A 17,031-nucleotide genomic window follows, 5' to 3' on the forward strand; every position below is an offset into this window, starting at 1 on the left:
GAGTTTTTCATATGAAGGAAGAGAAAAAAAGAAAATGGAAGAACCGAAGCGTTCTGGCATTGGTGCTGACGGTGGCCCTGGCAGGGTCGTACAAATATATATCCGGATATGTAACGGTCTCCAGCAATGTAAACGGAAGAGAATTGCCCATCTATTCGGTGGAGACAAAGGAGAAGAAGGTAGCCCTTTCATTCGATGCGGCCTGGGGCAATGATGATACGCAGAAAATTCTGGAAATATTGAAAAAGCATGGACTCCACGTGACCTTCTTCATGACCGGAGGCTGGGTGGAAAAGTATCCGGAGGATGTAAAGGCAATTCAGGCAGCAGGCCATGATCTTGGAAACCATAGCGAGAATCATAAGAACATGGCGCAGCTATCCACGGAGGAACAAAAGACAGAAATCATGACAGTCCATGAAAAGGTAAAGCAGCTGACCGGAGTAGATATGCAGCTGTTCCGCCCGCCTTATGGAGAATATAATGACAATCTGATCCTGACGGCAAAGGGCTGTGGATATTTTCCAGTAGAATGGTCGGTTGACAGTTTGGACTGGAAGGATTATGGTGTAGACAGCATCCTTGATATGGTACTTAAGAACAAGGAATTAAGGAACGGGGCTATCATCCTGTGCCATAACGGCGCAAAATACACTCCGGACGCGTTAGAGCAGCTGATTACCGGACTTGAAGACAAGGGCTATCAGATCGTTCCGGTATCCGAACTGATCTATAAGGATCATTACCATATGGATGTGACGGGACGACAGATCAAAGACTAGTGTACGGTATGCCCGGGCATACGGGAAGGAGAAACGATACATGGAGTATATGACTATCATAGCAATGATCCTGTTTGGTATCGCATATGGCTGCCTTAGGGAACGGGCAGGGAGACGGGCACTGGCCCTAAAGGCTCTTGCTACTTCCATGGCGGTTACCGCAGGCCTATACGGCGCAGTGCAAAGTCAGGATACCGCTGGATGGCTGATTGTGGCTGGGCTTGTACTATGCATGATTGCCGATGTGGTGCTGGAAATTAGGATGGTGGGAGGAATCGGCATATTCGGGGCAGGGCACCTGTGCTTTATCGCCGCTTTCTGGCTCATGTCTCCTCCCACCCCAGGCACGCTGCTGCTTTTCCTGGCCATATACGTCGCTGCCATAGGAATGTTCCGGCATGAGATCGCGGGGCTTGGCGGGCTTAAGGTTCCGGCGTTCCTCTACATGGCGGTTCTGGGATTCATGGTATCGATGGCTGTGACGTCGGGCTGGCACATAGGCGGCAGCGAGGGCATGCTTCTTGCGGCAGGGGCCTGCCTGTTCCTGGCATCGGACTGTATGATCGCGTGGCGCACGGTGAAGGATATCCGGCAGAATGCTTACGGAGCCATCCTGCTTATCCTTTATTACGCGGCCGTATATCTGATTGGAAGCGCATCCTGGATCTGATTGTGGATTATATGCAAAAAAATTGATGGTCAGCGACTGAATTTCTCTGATTATTGAAAATGAACTATGTTATAATAGAACTGCGCTGCCTGGATAGAAGGTAGCTGCATGACAGTATATGATAGACAAATATTGGTACAATATTACATGATAGGAGGATTATAGAGACATGCAGAGTACAAGAAAGGTAACTGAAGACATTAGGTGGGTAGGATGCAACGACAGAAGGCTTGCTCTTTTTGAGAACTTGTTCCCGATACCAAGAGGCGTATCCTATAATTCTTATCTGATTATGGATGAGAAGATTACTCTGATGGACACGGTTGACGCATCTGTAACCCATCAATTTATTGAGAATCTGGATTACGCGCTGGAGGGCAGAAGCATAGACTACCTCGTGATCCAGCATATGGAGCCGGACCACTGTGCCAACATCGAGGAACTGATGCGCAGATATCCGAATATGCAGGTGGTTGCAAACCAGAAGACAATGCAGATGATCGGCCAGTTCTTTGATATCAGCACGGAGGGAAGAACGGTTCTTGTGAAAGAAGGGGACGAGCTTAATACCGGAAGCCATACGCTGCGATTTTTGATGGCGCCTATGGTTCACTGGCCGGAAGTCATGGTGACTTATGATGAAAAGGACAAGGTATTATTTTCAGCAGATGCGTTTGGAACGTTCGGCGCATTGAACGGGAATATATTTAATGACGAGATAGATTTTGAAAAAGACTGGCTTTTGGATGCCAGAAGATACTATGCGAATATTGTTGGAAAATATGGAATGCAGGTTCAGGCGCTGCTTAAGAAAGCGGCTGCGCTGGATATCCGGATGATCTGCTCCCTTCACGGGCCGATCTGGAGGACCGATCTTTCCTACTTTATTGACAAGTATGACAAGTGGAGCAAGTATGAGCCGGAAGATCAGGCTGTGGCGATCATTTATGGGTCAATCTACGGGAATACAGAGCAGGCAGTCAATGCGCTGGCAATGCGCCTGGCTGAAAAAGGCGTTAAGAATATCTCGGTTTATGACGTATCCACTGTCCATGTCTCCGACCTGATCGCGGAGATATTCCGCTGCAGCCATCTTGTGCTGGCATGCTCTACCTATAACGGCGGAATCTATCCTCCAATGGAGAACCTGCTTGCGGATATGAAGGCCCTGTCTGTAAAGAAACGTACGATAGCGGTGATGGATAACGGGACTTGGGCGCCTTCGGCTGGAAAGCAGATGATTAAGATGCTGGAAGAAATGAAAGATATGACCATTCTGGACATGCAGCTGTCGATCAAGTCTACTCTGAAACAGGAACGGGCGGAGGAACTGGCAGCATTCGCGCAGCAGATCGTAGATGCCATGTAGCGGGCAGATGACAGAAGAGAAAGAAGGATGGCTATGGATAACAGAGTATCGGTAATCAGCATTATTATAAAAGAAGAGGAATCCATCGGGGCAGTCAATGAACTGCTCCATGAATTCCGTGAGTATATCGTGGGACGTATGGGAATTCCCTATAGGGACCGCGGCGTCTCCATTATCAGCGTCGTGCTGGACGCGCCAGGCGATGCCACCAGTTCCCTGTCCGGGAAGCTGGGCATGCTGGAAGGCGTAAGCGCAAAGACGCTGACTGCGAAACTATAGCCGATGGATGCCACTTTGCAGTTCCTCAGCCCATTTCTGAAGGTTATAGGTTCTGCCTCCGAAGAGTTTGAGAATAACGCCGGTGGGATGATTCTCATTGGCAAATGCATTGGCTTCGTCCGTATCCACATGCATGGCAAGCGCAAATTGGGGACTGACGCGGACGATGACATCCGCGAAAATGAGGGAGCGCTCATAACTTTCCATGATCACGAACACCTCGTCATTGTCTTTTACATTCATCTGGACAGCCTGTACAGGCGTCATATGGATGTGCCTTTTGGCCACGATGACGCCGTGATCCAGCTCGATGCTGCCCTTCGGGCCGATCAAGGTACAGCCAGGCGTGTCTTTCGTATCTCCGGACTGGCGTATGATTCCCGGAACCCCAAGTTTGCGGCTATCCGTCATAGATATCTCTAGCTGGGTCTCCTTGCGAAAAGGCCCCAGTATGGCAACATTCTCAAACAATCCTTTTGGCCCCCGGACGCTCAGCCGCTCCTTGGCCACGAACTGCCCAGGCTGGCTTAAGTCGGCTTTGTAGGTCAGTTCGCTGCCCTCACCGAACAGTGCTTCAAAGTCATTGCGGCACATATGGATATGCCGCGCGCTGGTTTCAATTGGTATTGCAACGCCCATATATGACAACTCCTTTCATTGCGCGATCCTAGTATTCCTATTTTAGCAAAGAGCGCGGGCTTTTTCAATCGAAAGGCTTTCCTTTCTTCCTCAAAAGTCATATAATGGGAACATGGAAACTATTAGGCGAGTATAGATTGCAAATAAGGAGGATGCGATTATGCGTGATATCTGGGAAAATATTAAGGATTTCTTTACAAGGGACTGGACGATGACGGAGAAGGTGCTGGTAATTCTGTGCTGCATACTGCTTGGCATGGTGAAGGGATTCTTACTGGCCCCCATCAAGAAAGGCATCAGCTGCGGCAACAATAGCGGAAATACTTATAACCAGCTGGACGATCAGTACTGGCTGGATGACGAAGAATAAGGCAAATTCTACAGGAATGTTTGGCATTTTGTCACGTTGACAAAGCGCCTTTTTCTATCTATAATTTAATATTGTAAAACAATGGCGTTTTCATCATGGCATGAGAACGCCCATTTTTATATGCGAAAGTAACTAATAAGGGTAGGCAGGTTCTGAAAAAGATACATATATCAGGAGGTTGAGGCAATGAATTATTATACGAGAGCAGATATTTTAAGAATAGTAGAGGAAGAAGATGTGGGCTTCATACGCCTTCAGTTTACCGATATCTTCGGAGTCATGAAGAACGTCGCGATCACTGCCAGCCAGCTGGAAAAGGCGCTGGATCATCAGATTATGTTTGACGGGGCTTCAATCGAAGGCTTTGCGAGGATTGAAGAGTCTGACATGTATCTATATCCGGATCTTGATACCTTTGAAATATTTCCATGGAGGCCTCAGCAAGGGAAGGTAGCCCGATTGATCTGTGATGTATATAAGCCGGATGGAACCATCTTTCAAAGCGATCCCAGATATGTGCTGAAAAAGGTAATGTCTCAGGCAAAGTCAATGGGACTCGAATTCGATGTGGGGCCGGAATGTGAATTCTTCCTGTTCCATACGGATGAAGATGGACTGCCAACGACTGTGACCCATGAAAGCGCGGGCTATTTCGATCTCGGGCCTCTGGACTTAGGAGAGAATGCGCGGCGTGATATGGTGCTGACACTGGAGGATATGGGATATGAGATTGAGGCATCCCATCATGAATCCGCGCCTGCGCAGCACGAGATCGATCTCCACTATGACGAGGCATTGGCTTCAGCGGACAGTATTATGACTTTTAAGCTGGTCGTAAAGACCATTGCCAAGCGCCATGGACTGCATGCAACATTTATGCCGAAGCCAAAGTCCGGTATAAATGGCTCAGGAATGCATATTAATATGTCTATGAGAAAAGACGGCATCAACATATTTCATGATTCAAAAGATCCTGCAGGATTAAGCAAGGAAGCCTATTGGTTCATTGGCGGACTTATGAAGCATATGAAGGCCATCTGCTTTATCACCAATCCGGTGGTCAATTCTTATAAACGTCTGGTTCCAGGCTATGAGGCTCCGGTATACATTGCCTGGTCAGCCAGGAACAGGACGCCGCTGATCCGGATCCCCGATACCAGGGGAGATGCCGTAAGAATCGAACTCAGAAGCCCTGACCCATCGGCCAATCCTTATCTGGCACTGGCAGTTTGCCTGGCGGCAGGACTTGAGGGAATCCAAAATGAGATCATGCCGCCCAAGAGCGTTGACTGCAACATCTATGAGATGTCCGAGGAAGAGAGGAAGGCTTCCGGGATAGAGATGCTTCCGGGAAGCCTTCTGGAAGCGGCCAGGGAATTTGAGAAGGATGCATTTATACAAAGCGTACTGGGAGAAGATCTGTCTAAGAAATATATCGAGGCGAAGACAAGAGAATATGCAGATTACCGCGCCCAGGTCACGGATTGGGAGATAAGCAGATACCTGCACCGCCTGTAGACATTCCTGCTGGAACACGTAGACAAGGAGCAAAACAGGAGGTATCAGCTTGGTAGGTATTATTGTCGTATTTCCCAATAAGGGCAATGCAGCCAATATTCGGAACCTGCTGGTTCGCGGCGGCATGGATGTGACAGGAGCATGTACCACAGGCGCCCAGGCACTGAACTATGCGGATGCCTTGGATGAAGGAATCGTGGTATGCGGTTATAAGTTAAAAGATATGATGTATACGGAACTGCGGGAATATCTTCCAGAGCAATTCGAGATGCTTCTGATCGCATCTGCGGATAAATGGAGCACAGGCCTGATCGACGGCATCGTGGGGCTGTCAATGCCTGTTAAGGCATATGATCTGATGAATACGATGGATATGATGCTTCGCAATATGGGGCAAAGGAGAAGAAAGCGAAGGCTGGATCGAAAAACCAGAGACTCCAGGCAGCAGGAAGTGATCAGTCAGGCGAAAGAACTGCTAATGGCGCGCAACAACATGTCGGAAGCCGAGGCCCACAGATATCTGCAAAAGAGTAGTATGGACAGCGGGACGAATATGGTAGAGACGGCCCAAATGGTGCTAAGCATCATGGCCGAATAAGAAGAGTAGTCATAAAGGAGAGTATTGGTATGAGATTTACAAAAATGCATGGTTTGGGGAACGATTATGTCTATGTGAATTGTTTCAAAGAGAAGGTGGAACATCCATCCGAGGTAGCCAGGTTCGTAAGCGACAGACACTTTGGGATTGGCTCGGATGGGTTGATCATGATCAATCCATCCAAAGTAGCGGATTTTGAGATGGAGATGTATAATGCGGATGGATCCAGGGGGGAGATGTGCGGCAACGGCATCCGCTGCGTGGCGAAGTATGTGTATGATTATGGGCTTACGGATAAGACCAGCATATCTGTGGAGACCCTGGGAGGCATCAAATATCTGGATCTTACCATTAAGGATGGCAAGGTCGCTCTTGTAAAAGTAGATATGGGAAAACCAGAGCTTAAGCCGGAGAGAATTCCTATCGTATCAGATGAAGAGCGCGTGGTGAACGAGCCGATCATCGTGGGAGGCATGGAATACCGGATGACCGGGGTTTCCATGGGCAATCCCCATGTAGTCGTCTATGTGAAGGATCTTGAAGGAGTGAAAATCGAACATGTAGGCCCCAAATTCGAGAATCATGAGAGGTTCCCAAAAAGAGTCAATACGGAGTTTGCCAAGGTTCTGGACCGCAAGACCGTAGAGATGCGCGTGTGGGAGAGAGGCTCCGGCGAGACTCTGGCCTGTGGAACCGGCGCCTGCGCAGTGGCGGTAGCCAGCATATTAAACGGGATGACGGAAGACCAGGTTACCGTGAAGCTGCTGGGCGGTGATCTCTTGATCGAGTGGGATCAGGAGGCTGACAGAGTCTATATGACCGGGCCCGCTACCGTTGTATACGATGGGGAGATTGCAATATAAACAGAAAACATTACAAAAAAGGAGACGGGAAGATGTTTAAAGTAAATGAAGATTACTTGAAGTTACCAGGAAGTTACCTCTTTTCCACGATTGGCAAAAAAGTGGCGGCTTTTCAGGAAGCCAATCCAAAACAGGACATTATCAGGCTTGGAATCGGCGATGTGACTCAGCCGCTGGCGCCGGCGATCATTGACGCCCTCCACGGCGCGGTAGATGAAATGGCCCATGCAGAGACCTTTCATGGATATGCCCCGGACTTGGGATACGAGTTCCTAAGAAGCGCCATGGCAAAGAATGATTACCAGGACAAAGGATGTGATATAAAGGCCGACGAGATATTCATCTCAGATGGAGCAAAGTGCGATTCCGGAAATATCCAGGAAATATTCGCGAAGGATAATAAGATTGCCGTATGCGACCCAGTCTATCCCGTCTATGTAGATACGAACGTAATGGCCGGGCGTACCGGGGTCTATGACCAGAAGTCGGAGACATGGAGCGATGTGATCTACATGCCTTGTACGAAAGAGACCGGATTCGCGCCCCAGCTGCCGAAAGAAACGCCGGATATCATCTATCTGTGTTTCCCGAATAACCCTACCGGATCTACTATTACCAAGTCTCAGTTGCAGGAATGGGTGGACTATGCCAATAAGGCGGGCGCGGTCATCATCTATGACGCAGCCTATGAAGCATACATTAGTGAAGTGGACGTGCCTCACACCATCTATGAGTGCGAAGGCGCAAGAACCTGCGCGATCGAGCTTCGAAGTTTCTCCAAGAATGCCGGATTTACAGGCGTAAGGCTTGGCGCCACCGTGATTCCCAAGGATCTGAAATGTGGAGACGTGATGCTGCATTCCCTGTGGGCGAGGCGGCACGGGACCAAGTATAACGGAGCCCCCTATATTGTCCAGAAGGCCGGGGAGGCAGTGTATTCCGAAGCTGGAAAGGCACAGTTAAAAGAGCAGGTTGCCTATTATATGAAGAATGCCTCCGTCATCTACGAAGGGCTGAAGGAGGCAGGCTACAACGTGTCGGGAGGCGTGAACGCGCCGTATATCTGGCTGGAGACGCCAAAAGGGATGACTTCCTGGGAATTCTTTGACTATCTGCTGGAAAAGGCCAATGTGGTGGGAACGCCCGGTTCAGGATTCGGGCCAAGCGGCGAGGGATATTTCCGTCTCACTGCCTTTGGATCTTATGAAAATACAGTCCGTGCGATTGAGCGGATCAAGAAGATATAGCGAGGATGAAAAAAGGGATGCCAGCATGTATCGCATGCGGGCATCCCTTTTTTACCCTTTTATGGAAGGTTCTCTTCGATATATTTGTAGTAATCTGTGCTCAAGACTTTCTCCGAAACGGTAAACCGGTTATAAATATCGGTGGACATGGAATCCAGGTACTCCTGGGATACGGATTCGTCCGCAAGAGGCGTGGCAGAGCCGGTGGAAGCATTGTAGATGCATTTGTCCGATATAAAGCTCCTGTCAGGGAAACAGACCAGCGAAGGGGCGTCTGAGAGGATATCCTGTCCAATCATAAGCCGGGAATCATAATCGAGCCCCAAAAGATTGGAGATGGTAGGAAGGATATCCACGTCGTAACAGTACTTGTCTACTTTCACGGGCTCCTCCATGCTGCCGGACCAGATGATCAAGTCATTCTGGTACCATTCTATAGATGGCTCCAGTTCATGTCCCGCCAACTCATCACAAACTGGCTTGTCATTGTAGGGGATATGGTCTGCTCCCAATACGATTACGGTATGATCGGCTATTCCACGCTCTTCCAGTTCCGAGACCAGTAATTTCATCCCCTTTTCCAGTTCCAGCTGGCAGGCCAGATAGCCTTTGGTGGTCTCCGAATAAGGAAGATCAGCCACTGCGTCATAGTTGCGGTACGCCATCTGGTTGCCGCTTACATCATACAGCATATGGCCGCTGACCGTCATGTAGTAGGTGTGGAATGGCTCGCTGTCCATATAATCGGGAATGCTCTGCTCCATAAGCTGAAGATCCGACTGGGGCCAGTAATCCTTTCCGCTGTCTGTTTTCTCCGGCTGGAACCAGTTTCCGGTGCCATGCCAGTCATAGCCCATATTCGGATGGGAGAGATCCCGGCCATAGTAGGTATAACTGTTATTGTGGTAGCCATTGACCGTGTAGCCAAGCCTCTTTAATTGCTGCCCAAGAGTAAAGCGCATATCATTGTTATGCTCTCCTGCGACCTTCATAGATACGATGCCATCCGTAGGAAGCAGGCCCGTCAGATTGGCATACTCCCCGTCGGAAGTACTGGCATACCAGCCGGGCGTATAATAATGCTCGAATACAAATCCCTCATTCTTAAGCCGGTACAAAGTGGGCGTACGCTCCTCATCAATCACGAACCGGGAGAATCCCTCCGCGGTGATAAAGATGACGTTATATCCCTTGAACATCCCGGTATACTCATTCTTGGAAGTGCCGGGACGTTCCTTGAAATACTGCGTCAGCTGGCGAACGTCGTCATCCGGGGCGGCATTAAGGATCGCGTCAAAATCAATGTCCAAGGCATTGGGCGAGGTATCCACGGAAGCCTTTGTCACGGAGGCTGCACCGGAGGAAGCCATATCCGCCAGCTGGAGCGTCTTCTCTGGCTTGCCGGCAATGGCATAGATTCCATCCAGGCGAGTCATGGAAAGCACGCCAAAATGCTCTACCGTCATATCAGTAGACACGTTATGATAATAGATGTCATAAGGACTGTAAGGCGCCTGGCTGCCCATATTCAACAGGAGAAATGCGATCAGGAAGCATTCGCAGGCGGCGCCCAGGCAGGCAAGGCCGCTTCGAAGCCTGACTTTTGAAAATGTAAGGCGTCTCTTACGATAACCGATGATAAGCAAGGGAATGGGAGCCAATAAGAGCAGAATCCCCAGAAGGCTGCCCAGCACGTTCTTGGATATGACTTCCATGAAGTCAAAGGCCTGATCCGCCACGCCCAGCATGCTGAAAAGGGCGAGGAACTTCTGGAAGACCGCATGGTAAACCAGTTGGGCGCAGAAGAATACACACAGAAGGACTGTTGCGGACAGGCTTAGAATGTAATTCGTCCCGGGGCTTAAGCGGCTGCACGCAAAGCCCAGAATAAGGGCGATGGACAAAGAGAATAATACAATGTACACAATATCCTTATTAAGGGAATGGAACATAACTACATGGAACGCCAGTTCCAGATATAGGACCAATGCCATAAAATAGCAGAAAGGCATAAAGGCGGATATTCTATCTTTCATAGCGCAAAACCTCGATCTATAATGATGTCTATATTCTACCACAAATCGACATCTTCCGACATAGGAATATATTTAAGGGATAGATTTTAGCACGCAAAAAAAGGAACTGCATTTTCATGCAATTCCTTTTTTAGCCTTGGCTTTAAGTCGGAGTGACAAGATTTGAACTTGCGACCTCTACGTCCCGAACGTAGCGCTCTACCAAACTGAGCCACACTCCGGAAATATAACCGGACATCTTGTCCTGCAAGATACCCGGCGCCCCTGCCAAGGAACTACGGATAGAGGACTCGAACCTCTACTAACAGAGTCAGAGTCTGCTGTGCTGCCATTACACCAATCCGCAATGTTTTTTCCAGCGAACATGTTATATTATACCAAATATTTATCAAAAATCAACCCCTTTTTTCAACTTTTTTTATTTTATTTTTTATCCTCAAGAGTATAGCCCCGTTTGATCTGATTTATGCTGTCTATAAGTACGTTTTTTTGTAGAAATTATTGATTAGGCATAAAAAGTGGGGCGTGATATTCTATTAACGAAATTATGGAAAAGAGGGAAATTATATGAAAAAAACACTATTAACGTCTTTATTGTGCGTAGCAATGGCCGTCACATTGATGGCAGGCTGCGGCAGCAAGGCCGAATCCAAGGACTCAAAAAAGCCTGAGAAAAAGAGCAGCGTCGAGACAACGGTGGATGTAGAATCTGCCACCGCTTCGCAGGTAGAGGAATTTTTGAGCGATTCTGATGAAAATACGATGCTTGTCGATGCACGTCCGCAGGAGGCTTATTCAGGCTGGGCGCTGGAGGGAGCGGCAAATGGCGGACATTTGAAGGACGCGGCTCTATTTTCAGCCCGCTGGCTTGACTGCGAGTATTCTGAGTCTGCCTCCCGCGAGGCTTATCTTGAAAGAGCGCTCAAGGATCAGGATATCACAGAAGATAAGGAAGTGATCGTTTACGATTATACCGGAGAACAGGCACCCGCTGTGGCTGGCTATCTAAAGGAGCAGGGAATCGAAAATGTATCCGTATTCAAGGCAAATGAACTGATTGATGCAGGAACGGATCTTGAATCCTACGAAAACTATGACAGATTCATCCCGACGGAAATCGTCAAGAGCATCTCCGATGTAAAGACGGGAAAAGAAGAGACTCTGAGCGATGAGGCAAAAGCGGTAGTTGGCGACGACGTCAGCAATGTCGTGCTGGTTGACGTAAGCTGGGGAAATGCGAAGCAGTCTACATATTTCTCAGTTGGCCATGTGCCGGGAGCAGTCCATATTAATACGGACTCCTATGAAAGGCCGCGCGTATATGTGCCGGAGAAGAGATCTGAATATGCAAAAGAATGGCGTCTGATCTCTTTGGAAGAATTCCGCGACGAAGTCTGCACGCAGTACGGAATCACGAAGGATTCCACGGTAATCTTAACAGGAACAGTAACGGATCCCCAGGGACGTCTTGGATTTATGCTGAGATCGCTGGGGGTTAAGGTCTATGCTATGAGCGGAAGCCTGACGGTTTGGAGTTATAATGGCTATGATCTGGATACAAAAGAGAGTACTCTGGTAACGCCGGAACCGGCAGACAGTTTTGGAGCGGATACGATCCAGAATCCGGATGAGATACTTTGGATGGATGACATCAAGGCTATTTTAAATGGAGAGGTGGAAGGACAGGTTGTAGACAACCGCGGAAAAGCGGAATGGAACGGCAAAGAAACCGGATATAGTTATCATGATCTGGCAGGACGTATCGATGGATCCATCTGGTGCGCGCAAGGCTCTGAAAAAGAAGGAGAATTTTTTGAGAACGTAGACCATACGCCGAGAACCCAGAGCGAGCTGAAATCCTACCTGGAGAGCAATGGCCTTGATGTTTCTAAGACGATGGCGTTCTTCTGCGGTGACAGCTGGGGCGCTGCTAAGATAGCCTACTGGTGCCAGTCCGCTGATCTTAATACGGTAAAGGAATGGGGCAATGGCTGGATCCCATGGTCAAATGAAGGAAACGAATTTATTGATCATAATGGAAATAAAGTACACTATGACAAATATCAGGATGCGCTTCTGGATAAAGATGAAAAGGATGTAAGCGACGGGACGAACATTCTTGACGATGCAACAGAAGAATAATATGACAATGTGCTCTTGTTTTTACAGGAGCACATTTGCTGATATAAAAAGGTGGGAAAGAACAGATGGACAAGAAACGAAGAAATAGATTTTTAATTGCCCTGGCCTGTATGGCTCTGGTGATCGGCGTGTTCGCGCTGATTACCGTAGTCGTAACGTCAACAACGATGGCGGAAGCGCAGACACAAGCAAATGGAGAAACACAGACAGACGGCGGCGAAAAGGAAGAAGCATCCTCCGATTCTTCAGAGAAAAAGGCTGCAAAAAAACTGATTGACAAAACCGTTTCAAGGGAAAAGGTAAAGAAAAACGTAGGCGAATGGGAGAAGTTCGAAATGAGCAGCGATGGATGCGAGCGGGGAGTTTACGCCGGAAAATTCTACTATAAAGATTTTACCATTTTTTCCAGAACCTATGATAAAGGAAAGACCTTCCATATCGTATCTGTAAATTAATGAAAGAAAGAGAGAAAATAGCATGAATAAATTATTAGGGAAGATTGGAGTCAGAGGCAAGCTTGCTGAAAATTTTGGCGCGATCGTTATCCTGGCGCTCAGTGGATCCGTAATCTTCGGACTTCCTTTCTTCCGATTCGACTATTATGACGCATATATCACGACGTACCATCTGACGAACACGCAGATGGGCGTATTTGGAACGGTAATCGGAGCCTTTGGCATCGTATCTTATCTATTCGGCGGAGTCGTCGCAGATGGCATGTCCGTTAGAAAAATAATCGTAATATCGCTGTTCGGCACAGGGATCGGAGGCCTCCTACACCTTCTGCCGCTGGGATTTGGAGGCCTTCTGTGCATCTATGCGCTTTGGGGAGTCTCCACGACATTTGCTTTCTGGCCAGCCTGTGTGAAAGCAGTGCGGGTAATGTCCGACAAGGACAGCCAGGGGAAAGCCTATGGGTTCTTTGAAGGAACGCAGAATATTGGCGGCGCCGTCGTCGCGCTGATTGCAGTCGCCTTTTTTAACTGGGGCGCAGGAAGGATGGAGAATGAGGTACTGGCAATGAAGTATGTCATCCTGTTCTATGCATTTGTAAATATCGCAATGGGCGTATTTGCATTTTTTGCGGTAAAGGATGAGAAGATGATACTAAATGCGGACCGGGTATCGTTCAAGGGACTTGCAAAAGTACTGAAGAATCCTGCCGTATGGATTATCTGCCTGGTATCGTTCTGCAACCACGTGTTCTGCCTGTCAATTTATTACTATATTCCATATGTGACGGATATCCTTGGAGCCAGCGTCGCGTTCGGAGCGATGCTCGGCGTCTTCCGTAAGTTTGGCTCCATCAGCGGCAACATTGTGGGCGGATATCTGGCAGATAAATTCGGCACAGCGCGCTTGATGCTGCTGGCTTTTATCGTAATGTTCGCAGGCCAGGGCATGATGCTTATGATGCCGGCAAAGCATTCCAGCGTCGTGGTTGTGGCAGTCTTGTTTGTCACGATCCTCATTTTTTTCCATATGAATTATGCAATGGCGTGGACTATGATGAGCGAGGGCGCGGTACCTGTGGAGTATTCCGGCACTGCGGCAGGACTGATCTGCACGGCTGGCGCGATTCCGGAGACGTTTGTGTCCATCCTTGCCGGGAATATGATCGATCATCATCCGGGCGTGACAGGATTCCGTTACTTCTTCTATTTCCTGACGGCAGTGATCGGGGCAGGATTTGTCCTGATCCTAATCTGGCGGAAATATCTGAAGCACGCCAAAATTGACAAGTCTAAATTTGACGACAAGGCTATGGAAGACCTGAAGCAATATGTATAGGCATTAAGAGCGGTATTTCTCTGTATAGACTTCCCAAAAGCAGCGCAGACTAAGAATAATAGTATGCGTGGACGCGGCATATTGCGCCCATGGCGGGAGGTATAGGAAAGTGAGCGATAGAATCATAGTAATCGGGGCGAACCATGCAGGTACGGCAGCTTTGAACACCATTCTGGACAATTATACGGATAAGGATGTGACTGCGTTTGACGCCAATTCCAATATCAGTTTTCTGGGATGCGGCATGGCATTGTGGATCGGGCGGCAGATCAGCGGGCCGGAAGGCCTGTTCTACTCGGACAAGGAGACACTGGAGGAAAAAGGGGCGAAAGTGTACCTGGAAACAAAGGTGTCCCGGATCGATTTTGAGAAAAAGACGGTATACGCAATGGATAAGGAAGGCAAGGAGATAGAGGCGAATTATGATAAGCTGATCCTTGCCACCGGTTCTCTTCCCATCCAGCCAAAGGTGAAGGGAATGGAACTAAAGAATGTCCAGTTCGTCAAACTGTACCAGAATGCGGCGGATGTAATTGAGAAACTGGAAGATCCGTCCATCCAAAGAGTCACGATTATCGGAGCCGGCTATATCGGCGTGGAACTGGCAGAGGCGTTTGCAAGAAACGGGCGCAAGACCACCCTGGTGGACTGTGCGGATACCTGCCTTTCTGCCTATTACGATCCGCAATTCTGTGAGATCATGGAAGAAAACTTAAGGGAAAACGGCGTAACAACAGCATTTGGAGAGATGGTCCAGGAAATACAAGGCCAGGGACGCGTGGAGCGGGTAGTGACGGACAAGAATTCTTATGATACGGACATGGCCGTTTTTTGCATCGGATTTCGTCCCAATACCCAATATGTGGATGGCAGCCTGGAACTTTTCCGTAATGGGGCATTTCTGGTAGATCTGCATCAGCAGACCAGCAGGCCGGAAGTATATGCCATCGGAGACTGCGCGACGGTGTTCAACAATGCAACCCAGAGAACGGACTACATTGCCCTTGCGACCAATGCCGTGCGCTCCGGCATCATCGCTGCCCACAATGCGTGCGGAACACCACTTGCATCAGCAGGGGTGCAGGGCTCCAACGCGATCTGCATCTGGGGGCTTAATATGGTGAGCACGGGAATATCTTTGAAAAGGGCGCTGGAACTTGGCTATGAGGCGGCTGCGGCCGACTATGAAGACTGGCAGAAGGCAGGGTTCATAGAAAGCGGCAACGAGAAGGTGCGGATCCGGATCGTCTATGACAAGAAGACGCGGATCATCCTGGGCGCCCAGATGTGCTCGAAATATGATATTTCCATGGGAATCCATATGTTCTCCCTTGCAATACAGGAACAGGTTACGATTGACAAGTTAAAACTTCTGGATTTGTTCTTTCTGCCTCATTTTAATCAGCCATATAATTATATTACGATGGCGGCGCTGAAGGCAGAATAGTGGATAAGCAAAATTTTTGAACTACAGCACTTCCCGTTATAAAATAGAATTTGTATAATTTTATGGCGGGGAGTATGGGGTTCATGCAATTGATAAAGGGAATCTATTTTGACATGGAAAAACAATGATAAGGTTAAAAAAAGTGATAAAAGCAGAAATGATAAGAAAAATTCCGAAAAATCAAATTGACAAACGATAATTATGATGCTAAAATCAAATTAAACCTACAGATGTACATCTATTTTTTTACCATTGCTGATATTATCAGAGATAATATCAAAAGGAATAATAGTAATAATGACAAGAAAGGAAGTAAGAGAGATGAATGGCAGAGAACGCGTGATAGCGGCGATTAGGAAAGAACCATTAACGGAAATTCCGTCAAGTTTTTCACTTCATTTCCCAGAAGGATGTGAAAATGGAGAAGAAAGCGTGAAAGCGCATCTGGAATTTTTTGAAAAGACAGGCACGGATATTTACAAGATAATGAACGAGAATCTTATGCCTGCATGTGACGGCGTAAGGTGCGGGGATGATTGGAAATTGATACCCAAGTTTTCCCGGAACGATGCGTGGCTAACAAAGCAGATCGATCTTACCAAGAGAATACTGGACCGGTGCGAGCCCGGACATTTTACCATGGGAACGCTGCACGGAGTCGTGGCATCCAGCCTTCATTTGATTGAGAAAAGATACGGTTATGACGGAGGGCGTCTGGCACAGCCAGAGCATCTCAGGCAGAATAAGGTGGCTGTGGCGGATGTATACAAGCGGATCGCGGATATCTTATGCGTGCTGGCGGAGGAATACATAAAGGCTGGATTGGATTCGGTTTACTACGCGGCTTTAGGCGGAGAATACCGCTACTATACGGATGAAGAATTTGAGACATTTATAGCGCCGCTGGACAAGCAGGTTATGACGGCGATAAGAGAGAGCGGCGGCTACTGCGTGTTACATATATGCAAGGACAGGCTGAACATGCGTCGGTATCAAAGTTACAACGACTACGCGGATATTGTGAACTGGGGAATCTACGAAGCGCCATTCTCTCTTGAAGAAGGAAAGAAATTGTTTCCTGGGACAGCTATCATGGGCGGGCTTGCGAATAGAAGCGGCGTGCTGGTAGAGGGAACGAAGGAAGAGATAGAAGACAGGGTAAGGCAGATCATAGAAGAGAATGGTAAGACAGGATTCATCTTAGGAGCAGACTGTACCATTCCTACGGAGATTGAATACTGGAGGGTAAGAGCAGCGGCAGAGGCAGCCAGGAAATAAGG

At 48.2% G+C, this 17,031-nt stretch carries 16 protein-coding genes and 2 tRNA genes; 14 read left to right on the forward strand and 4 right to left on the reverse strand.

All coding sequences use genetic code 11. From position 1 onward, the window contains the following. The first annotated feature begins 11 nt into the window (after positions 1 to 11). The 4 genes from K0036_RS03940 (at position 12) to K0036_RS03955 (ending at position 3,100) form a co-directional block, all read left to right on the forward strand. Complete coding sequence (locus K0036_RS03940; protein ID WP_173693672.1) at positions 12 to 782, forward strand: polysaccharide deacetylase family protein; 771 nt, start codon at positions 12 to 14, stop codon at positions 780 to 782. 40 nt (positions 783 to 822) lie between these two features. After that, complete coding sequence (locus K0036_RS03945) at positions 823 to 1,452, forward strand: lysoplasmalogenase (RefSeq protein WP_220430788.1); 630 nt, start codon at positions 823 to 825, stop codon at positions 1,450 to 1,452. A gap of 169 nt (positions 1,453 to 1,621) precedes the next feature. Next, complete coding sequence (locus K0036_RS03950) at positions 1,622 to 2,821, forward strand: FprA family A-type flavoprotein (RefSeq protein WP_220430789.1); 1,200 nt, start codon at positions 1,622 to 1,624, stop codon at positions 2,819 to 2,821. Positions 2,822 to 2,854: 33 nt separating this feature from the next. Then, positions 2,855 to 3,100, forward strand: a complete 246-nt coding sequence (locus tag K0036_RS03955; RefSeq protein ID WP_009249045.1) for a TM1266 family iron-only hydrogenase system putative regulator — start codon at positions 2,855 to 2,857, stop codon at positions 3,098 to 3,100. Here the strand turns inward: K0036_RS03955 and K0036_RS03960 are convergent. Then, positions 3,095 to 3,739, reverse strand: a complete 645-nt coding sequence (locus K0036_RS03960; RefSeq protein ID WP_220430790.1) for a PduL/EutD family phosphate acyltransferase — start codon at positions 3,737 to 3,739, stop codon at positions 3,095 to 3,097. The two genes, K0036_RS03955 and K0036_RS03960, sit on opposite strands and share 6 nt — an antisense overlap. Before the next feature lie 160 nt (positions 3,740 to 3,899). Between K0036_RS03960 and K0036_RS03965 the strand changes: the two genes are divergently transcribed. The 5 genes from K0036_RS03965 to K0036_RS03985 all read left to right on the forward strand — a co-directional run bounded on the left by K0036_RS03965 (position 3,900) and on the right by K0036_RS03985 (position 8,335). Then, positions 3,900 to 4,109: a hypothetical protein gene (locus K0036_RS03965; protein WP_025645104.1), complete on the forward strand. Its 210-nt coding sequence runs from the start codon at positions 3,900 to 3,902 to the stop codon at positions 4,107 to 4,109. A gap of 186 nt (positions 4,110 to 4,295) precedes the next feature. After that, positions 4,296 to 5,627, forward strand: a complete 1,332-nt coding sequence (locus K0036_RS03970; protein WP_173693675.1) for a glutamine synthetase family protein — start codon at positions 4,296 to 4,298, stop codon at positions 5,625 to 5,627. Between the two features lie 49 nt (positions 5,628 to 5,676). Next, complete coding sequence (locus tag K0036_RS03975) at positions 5,677 to 6,225, forward strand: ANTAR domain-containing response regulator (RefSeq protein ID WP_025645100.1); 549 nt, start codon at positions 5,677 to 5,679, stop codon at positions 6,223 to 6,225. Between the two features lie 29 nt (positions 6,226 to 6,254). Continuing rightward, positions 6,255 to 7,088 carry a diaminopimelate epimerase gene (gene dapF, locus K0036_RS03980; RefSeq protein WP_173693677.1) on the forward strand — a complete coding sequence of 278 codons (834 nt, stop codon included), beginning with the start codon at positions 6,255 to 6,257 and terminating at the stop codon, positions 7,086 to 7,088. A gap of 32 nt (positions 7,089 to 7,120) precedes the next feature. Next, positions 7,121 to 8,335, forward strand: coding sequence for an LL-diaminopimelate aminotransferase (locus K0036_RS03985; RefSeq protein WP_220430791.1), 1,215 nt, complete (start codon positions 7,121 to 7,123; stop codon positions 8,333 to 8,335). A 59-nt stretch (positions 8,336 to 8,394) separates the two neighbouring features. Here the strand turns inward: K0036_RS03985 and K0036_RS03990 are convergent, their stop codons facing one another. The 3 genes from K0036_RS03990 to K0036_RS04000 all read right to left on the reverse strand — a co-directional run bounded on the left by K0036_RS03990 (position 8,395) and on the right by K0036_RS04000 (position 10,717). Further along, positions 8,395 to 10,371, reverse strand: a complete 1,977-nt coding sequence (locus K0036_RS03990; RefSeq protein WP_220430792.1) for an LTA synthase family protein — start codon at positions 10,369 to 10,371, stop codon at positions 8,395 to 8,397. A 147-nt stretch (positions 10,372 to 10,518) separates the two neighbouring features. Further along, positions 10,519 to 10,592: transfer RNA gene (locus tag K0036_RS03995), tRNA-Pro, on the reverse strand. Positions 10,593 to 10,646: 54 nt separating this feature from the next. Then, a tRNA-Gln gene (locus K0036_RS04000) sits at positions 10,647 to 10,717 on the reverse strand. Positions 10,718 to 10,938: 221 nt separating this feature from the next. Between K0036_RS04000 and K0036_RS04005 the strand changes: the two genes are divergently transcribed. From K0036_RS04005 to K0036_RS04025, 5 genes are all read left to right on the forward strand, one after another. Further along, positions 10,939 to 12,513 carry a sulfurtransferase gene (locus K0036_RS04005; RefSeq protein ID WP_220430793.1) on the forward strand — a complete coding sequence of 525 codons (1,575 nt, stop codon included), beginning with the start codon at positions 10,939 to 10,941 and terminating at the stop codon, positions 12,511 to 12,513. 65 nt (positions 12,514 to 12,578) lie between these two features. Beyond that, positions 12,579 to 12,968 (forward strand): hypothetical protein, encoded by a 390-nt coding sequence (locus K0036_RS04010; RefSeq protein WP_220430794.1) that lies wholly within the window; start codon positions 12,579 to 12,581, stop codon positions 12,966 to 12,968. Positions 12,969 to 12,990: 22 nt separating this feature from the next. Continuing rightward, positions 12,991 to 14,304, forward strand: a complete 1,314-nt coding sequence (locus K0036_RS04015) for an MFS transporter (protein ID WP_025645086.1) — start codon at positions 12,991 to 12,993, stop codon at positions 14,302 to 14,304. Between the two features lie 109 nt (positions 14,305 to 14,413). Further along, positions 14,414 to 15,751, forward strand: coding sequence for a H2O-forming NADH oxidase (gene nox, locus K0036_RS04020; protein ID WP_220430795.1), 1,338 nt, complete (start codon positions 14,414 to 14,416; stop codon positions 15,749 to 15,751). A gap of 321 nt (positions 15,752 to 16,072) precedes the next feature. Then, positions 16,073 to 17,029, forward strand: a complete 957-nt coding sequence (locus K0036_RS04025) for a uroporphyrinogen decarboxylase family protein (protein ID WP_029466492.1) — start codon at positions 16,073 to 16,075, stop codon at positions 17,027 to 17,029. Positions 17,030 to 17,031: the final 2 nt, after the last annotated feature.

The organism is [Clostridium] scindens (genome assembly GCF_019597925.1).
Classification (GTDB): Bacteria; Bacillota; Clostridia; order Lachnospirales; family Lachnospiraceae; genus Clostridium_AP.